6 protein-coding genes are annotated in these 5,429 nt (G+C 37.4%); 3 read left to right on the forward strand and 3 right to left on the reverse strand.

All coding sequences use genetic code 11. The features are described from left to right. The first annotated feature begins 197 nt into the window (after window positions 1–197). The 3 genes from LMF89_RS24965 to LMF89_RS24975 all read left to right on the forward strand — a co-directional run bounded on the left by LMF89_RS24965 (window position 198) and on the right by LMF89_RS24975 (window position 2,203). A complete protein-coding gene (locus LMF89_RS24965; RefSeq protein WP_229537517.1) occupies window positions 198–536 on the forward strand; it encodes an AbrB/MazE/SpoVT family DNA-binding domain-containing protein in 339 nt (112 codons plus the stop codon). Next, window positions 529–810 (forward strand): type II toxin-antitoxin system RelE/ParE family toxin, encoded by a 282-nt coding sequence (locus LMF89_RS24970; protein ID WP_229537518.1) that lies wholly within the window; start codon window positions 529–531, stop codon window positions 808–810. The genes LMF89_RS24965 and LMF89_RS24970 overlap by 8 nt, the downstream gene beginning before the upstream one ends. A gap of 739 nt (window positions 811–1,549) precedes the next feature. Next, window positions 1,550–2,203, forward strand: a complete 654-nt coding sequence (locus LMF89_RS24975) for a hypothetical protein (protein WP_229537519.1) — start codon at window positions 1,550–1,552, stop codon at window positions 2,201–2,203. Between the two features lie 474 nt (window positions 2,204–2,677). On the opposite strand, the gene LMF89_RS24980 is transcribed toward LMF89_RS24975, so the two are convergent. Genes LMF89_RS24980 through LMF89_RS24990 form a run of 3 tightly spaced genes read right to left on the reverse strand, consistent with a single transcriptional unit; the run spans window position 2,678 to window position 5,132 of the window. Next, window positions 2,678–4,039: a DUF6179 domain-containing protein gene (locus LMF89_RS24980; protein WP_229537520.1), complete on the reverse strand. Its 1,362-nt coding sequence runs from the start codon at window positions 4,037–4,039 to the stop codon at window positions 2,678–2,680. Further along, window positions 4,026–4,526: a DUF6323 family protein gene (locus tag LMF89_RS24985; protein ID WP_229537521.1), complete on the reverse strand. Its 501-nt coding sequence runs from the start codon at window positions 4,524–4,526 to the stop codon at window positions 4,026–4,028. Before LMF89_RS24985 ends, LMF89_RS24980 begins: the two co-directional genes overlap by 14 nt. Window positions 4,527–4,532: 6 nt before the next feature. Further along, window positions 4,533–5,132 carry a TetR/AcrR family transcriptional regulator gene (locus LMF89_RS24990; RefSeq protein WP_229537522.1) on the reverse strand — a complete coding sequence of 200 codons (600 nt, stop codon included), beginning with the start codon at window positions 5,130–5,132 and terminating at the stop codon, window positions 4,533–4,535. Window positions 5,133–5,429 lie beyond the last annotated feature (297 nt).

Raw genomic sequence — 5,429 nt, forward strand, 5'->3', positions numbered from 1 at the left:
AAGTGATCATTTTTTTCTAGTGAGGGCTTGACTTTAGTTAGCTGGTCTCTTGACATGTGTAAATAGTGTTTTGAGTGACCTTGGTGTCATGTCCATAAAAGTAATATTTTTTTAATGCGCAGAACTCTAATTATTTACAAATTGACGCAGATGTTATATAGTTATAGTAAGAAATCTTACTTCTTACGGAGGCGGCTATGATAGAATATGATGTAACAATAAGCAGCAAAGGGCAATTTGTTTTACCTAAGGAAGTACGAGATAAATTTAAACTATCTGCAGGTAGTAAAGTCAAAATCATTGTAGATGGAGAAACGATTACTCTTAAACCGCGTACCATAGCGGATGAACTAGAAGACTTAGTTCTTGCTGATATTGTAAAAAATGGTGATGATATAACTAAAGAAATCATTCAAAAGTATCAAACAAAGCTAAATAAGGCATTCGATATAATGATTGCTGAAGCCGAGCAAGAATATAGTAGAAAAGAATATGTACCCTTGGCAAAGTTGAAACAGGAGAATGAAAATGTATGAAGTAGTTATCCTGAATTCGGCAGCAAAGCAACTTAAAAATCTTGACAAGCCAATTAAAAATAAAATAATTATAACTCTCGAAAAGATAGCAGAAAACCCTTTTGTTGGGGAGCGGTTAAAAGGTAATTTGACAGCGATTTATTCTTATCATTTGAAAATAGCAAGTGTTGAATATCGGATAGCATATCAAATAAAAGAGCAAGAAATTATCATAGTAATTATGCAGATTGGAACGCGAGAAAATTTCTATGAAGAACTAAAAAAGCGGGTTTAACTAAAAACGTTTCAAGCGAATGTGGTTTAAATGAGAAAAATTATGCAACATGACACGTCATGGAAGTAGTTTTATGAGGCACAAATCCAGATAACTTATGGACTCAGAGCTTCATTAGTTTTCGATCTGAATCTTCTAGTGACATGTAATAGAAGTGAATTGAAAAAGCACAAAGGTAGATAAATTAAGGACTCATCGTTCAATAGGATCTTGTTTTTTAAATGGCATATAATGGAATATATGAGTCAGGTGATGGTTCTTTAACTCATGACCTATCAAAAGTTTTGCAGTTATACCTGTTACGGTGGTCCCCGATTAATCTTAAACTGCATAAATTGAGCCATTGTAAACTTCGAAGAAAAAGAGCCTAATCAAAAAATCAATATATACGACAATCTCTTGCAAAGTAGCCTAGCCTTTTTTGAATACCGCATACGGCCAAAAGAAGAGCCTGACCTGGGAAGGATTTGCAAAACTCGAAGATAGATTCCCGCTAGCCAAAGCGAGAATCTATGTAAACATCTATGGCTAGACGTAGGTAAATGCTACTATGAAAAGCCGGATGCCTTAATAGGGTAAGTCCGGTTCTGTGAGGGTTGCGCGCCGCGAGGTGCGCTTCTACTCGACTGTGATTCTTCTGGTCGCAAGGTTTAAGGTGTAGCAAAAGAGAAGCCCTGTTTATAAAGCAAAATAAATCGAAAAATTGATAAGGTGAACTTTAATCAAGGAGAATTAAGAAATGTCATATATTTATTTTCCAAGCTGTAAGCTTACAGCTTATTTATCTGAAAGCAGCAAAAAAATCCAAGAGTATTTGAGGGAAAAATATGAAATGAATATCACTGGTTGCTGTCGCCCAAATCATAAAAAACTAACGGAACAGGATACAGCAGTATATATCTGTAATACCTGTGCAGCCTTTATTCGAGAAGATGCGCCACAAGCAAAAGCAATTAGTGTATGGGAGTTTTTAGCGGAAGATGATGAATTTCCGTGGCGGGATTATCATGGCGAGAAGATGACAGTACAAGATTGTTGGAGAGTATATGATAATCGAACTCAGCAGGATGTAATTCGTAAAATATTGAAACGCATGAATATCGAAATCGTGGAAATCGAGAACAACTTTGAAAAAGCGGATTTTTGCGGCACTTCTTTATTGGAAGTACTACCGCCGCAAAATGGAGAATTTGCTCCAATCCGCTTTATTGAAAACGCAAGAGGTAAGTTTATTCCCCACTTAAAAGAGGATCAAGAAAAAATTATGAAAGAATACTGCACACAATTTACCACCGACAAGGTAGTCTGCTATTGTACAGCGTGTGCACAGGGGGCAAAGTTGGGTGGTGTGAAAGGAATACATTTGTTGGATTTGATGATGAATGCAAACTGAAATTAACAAACTTAATTGTTGTCAATAGCATCAATCCAATTTGAGGCTCTTTGTTTATAGAAATATTGGATACTGTTTTCAAAGTATGGTGGGTCAAAGAACCGTCACCTGACTCATACAAGGGAAGTATTGGGTATTCTTTCGAATTTTAATGAAAAAGCCTTAATAGAGTTTGTAAGGTTCAATCATGAGTTTAGTGAGAGAACTTTTCTGGATGTCCGTGAAGAGAAGGAAATAGATCAGCTAAATGTGACTGAATATATAAATAGGTATTTGGCTGAAAAAGGAATAGGAATCAATGATTTGAGAAGTGTAGGGCAATAAATCGCTAAGAGAGGAACTGATAAAGCTTCTGATGGAAAAATCCAACTTGTCCCTAAGAGGGATTGCGGAGACATTGGAACTAAACCGTGAAATGGTAAGAAAGGTGCAAGTGTCAAAGGACCTGTCCCCTTGACATTTCAAAAATATTTTTCAGCCAATATCAAGCACCGTAACCGCCTTTGAAATCAATACCTGCTGTTCCTCCGATAGTGAAGCTATAAAATCATGTAAGCATTTACTCAATATTTGTTCCTGCTCCCTTAGCTCTATCGCTTCAATTTCTGATTTAATCGGATATTTCTTTGAGAGTGCCGCAATTTCCGGCAGCCCCAATTCGTGCAGGACACTCACAATCTCATGAGCAGACAGTTCAGCGTCGAGTAATATATCTTCAAAATCAGCAAGCGAATGTATTTGTTTTTTTATGATTGCTATTTTGTCAGATAAATAGCGGCATTGCATAATCTCCCCTATAATCTTGCGGTATCGCTCGTTATCCATTTTATCCCCATAAGAAAAATAGAATTTGGGGTTATTTTCGGGATACTTCGATATGAGAAACAGCTTGTCAAGGGTTTGCAATTCTACGGTGTTGCTAACTTTAGAAGCAATCGTCCACAAACTTATCTTTATATATCGCTCCTGTAAAGTGCTTGTCAGCGGGAAAATACTTTTGAGTTCATTTAAGGCTTTTAAGAAAATAGTATTGATTTCATCACTTGATTTATCTCTCAAGAGATTGCTCAAATAGGACAGGGCAATTTCAGTCATACTCAGCCTGCGGACATCTTCCCCGGCCATAACACACCCGACAGCGGTAGCTAATACAGGCTCATAAATATTAAGCAGTAAATCCCGATAGGCTTCGTCATATCCACAAAGCAAATGGTGTATATCTTCCGGCAAAAAGTTCCGGCAAAGCATGTTTTCATAATAGATAGATTCCAAATATTTTTGGATAAACTCAATGCCAACTAAGTCTTTTATAGGATTACACAGCGGATAGTCTGCCGTTATATGGATTTCTTGCGCTTGAAAGTCGGGATTATATATTTTGAAAAAATCTTTTATCCCGTCTACAACTGTCGCGTTATAAAAGTAATTTTCATTGTCAATCATAGTTTGCAGCACTTTAGAATGAAATATTTTCGCGGTTTTTATCATCATATCAATGCGTTTCCGGCCATTAGCATACAATTCCGCTATCTTAGTTTCCTTTAGAGCTTTTACGGCATCATCGGCACTGGGATATGACTTTAGCCAAAGTCCAATCGTATACAGATTAGATGTCATAATGCTTTGCGCTGCTTCAACACGGATAGAGCTACTGTCACCGCTGTTGTATCGTTCTGCCTTGTACGCCAAAAGTTCAATACATTCAAGCTGGAGTTTTTCCATATCCGTATCCGACAACAGGCCTGTACGATACCCCTCATCAAATAAACTCTGCAAATAAAATTCTCCGCTTAGTCGTGTTCTATCAATAAGGCTGATTCGCTCAATATTCGCCATCCTCATCCTCCTCCTCCTCATCCTCCGACGTGGTATCTTCCGAATAATCTGCGTCACGCCCATAGCGCAAATTACGAGCCATTCTATCAAGCTCTCTCCCCGATAATAAATCAAGCGACCCCTGACATACTCCGTTGAATGCTTTCCCCATGTATTTAATCAAATCATCATCACTTATGAGGTCAAGAGTTTCATTCTTAAAGTAATAAAATAGTTCTGTGAGTTCGTGCAAAGTTTCCGCATAATTGTGCATTGATATATAAGGTGAATCACAAAATTCGTATATAATTTTATCAATAACACCACCGCCAAATTCTATTCGGCCAGTATCCCGCAAAGCTAAATTGCGTGTTTCCACCAATTCGACAGCTTGCTGTGGTGTAAGAACAAGACCATAATTTATGGTTAAATCATTGCATTTGACAATTTCATTTAAAGCTTGCTTTTGAATTAAATTCTGGCTAAAAAGTGCAAGTTCAAACGCCAAACATCATCACCCCTTTTGCAAACAAAGTGTCAGTATATTGACAGCCTGATCAACGATATATCCTTTCAATTCAGCTTCATTTTCAATTAGTCCTCTGCCAGAAACATAATTTGAAATTTCCCCTACGATATAGCAGTGGGTATTGTGCAGAACGCGCCCCGTCTGATCCTTATCTGGAGGGTTCCCATGCAATTCTTGCCATATGTCGGAAATATACTGCGTAAGTTCCGTAAAAGTATGTTCCGTTACAACGGCATCACGCTCTGGACGGTTCTCACCGATATATTCAAGCCATGCAAGTCTAAACCAGCCCTTGTTGGTCAAATATATGTCAACAAAAGTGTCGAAAAAATATCGGAGCTTTAAGTCTGCGGTTTTAGCGTTCATAATCCGTTCTTTCAGCATTTCCATAAATATCTCCTGTAATGCAGTGTGAGTTTCCCATAGCAGGTCGGTATACGATGGGAAATAGTTATATAGATTGGTATGGGCGCAGCCCAATGTCCGCGCAATTTCACGCAAATTTAATCCACGAATATCATTTTTATTTCTCATCAGTTCTAAAGCCGTATCTACAATTTGCTCTTTTGAAATATTCTTTTTCATACGAACCTCCATACTCATGTTACCAACGGTAATTACCGGAGGTAATATGAGTATAGCCCTTGTGCAATCAAATGTCAAGGGGGTATATAAATTATTTTTTCCTCCAATATTGAATTGGTGATTTATTTATAGCCATATCTCAAAAAGTTTTCTCTTGAAGTAGAATACTCTTTTTCGAGTAATTCTTTAATGTCATCACTTTTCATTTAGGCAATTTGATCGGATATGGCATATTATTTGAAGTGTCAAGAGACCAGCTAACTAAAGTCAAGCCCTCACTAGAAAAAAATGATCACT

Source organism: Pelosinus baikalensis, assembly GCF_020819555.1.
Taxonomy (GTDB): Bacteria; Bacillota; Negativicutes; order DSM-13327; family DSM-13327; genus Pelosinus; species Pelosinus baikalensis.

What these genes read in the sequence shown, in the direction of transcription:
- LMF89_RS24965 (WP_229537517.1), top strand. Translation starts at nt 198, where the DNA reads ATGATAGAATATGATGTAACAATAAGCAGCAAAGGGCAATTTGTTTTA.
- LMF89_RS24970 (WP_229537518.1), top strand. Translation starts at nt 529, where the DNA reads ATGTATGAAGTAGTTATCCTGAATTCGGCAGCAAAGCAACTTAAAAAT.
- LMF89_RS24980 (WP_229537520.1), bottom strand. Translation starts at nt 4,039, where the DNA reads ATGGCGAATATTGAGCGAATCAGCCTTATTGATAGAACACGACTAAGC.
- LMF89_RS24975 (WP_229537519.1), top strand. Translation starts at nt 1,550, where the DNA reads ATGTCATATATTTATTTTCCAAGCTGTAAGCTTACAGCTTATTTATCT.
- LMF89_RS24990 (WP_229537522.1), bottom strand. Translation starts at nt 5,132, where the DNA reads ATGAAAAAGAATATTTCAAAAGAGCAAATTGTAGATACGGCTTTAGAA.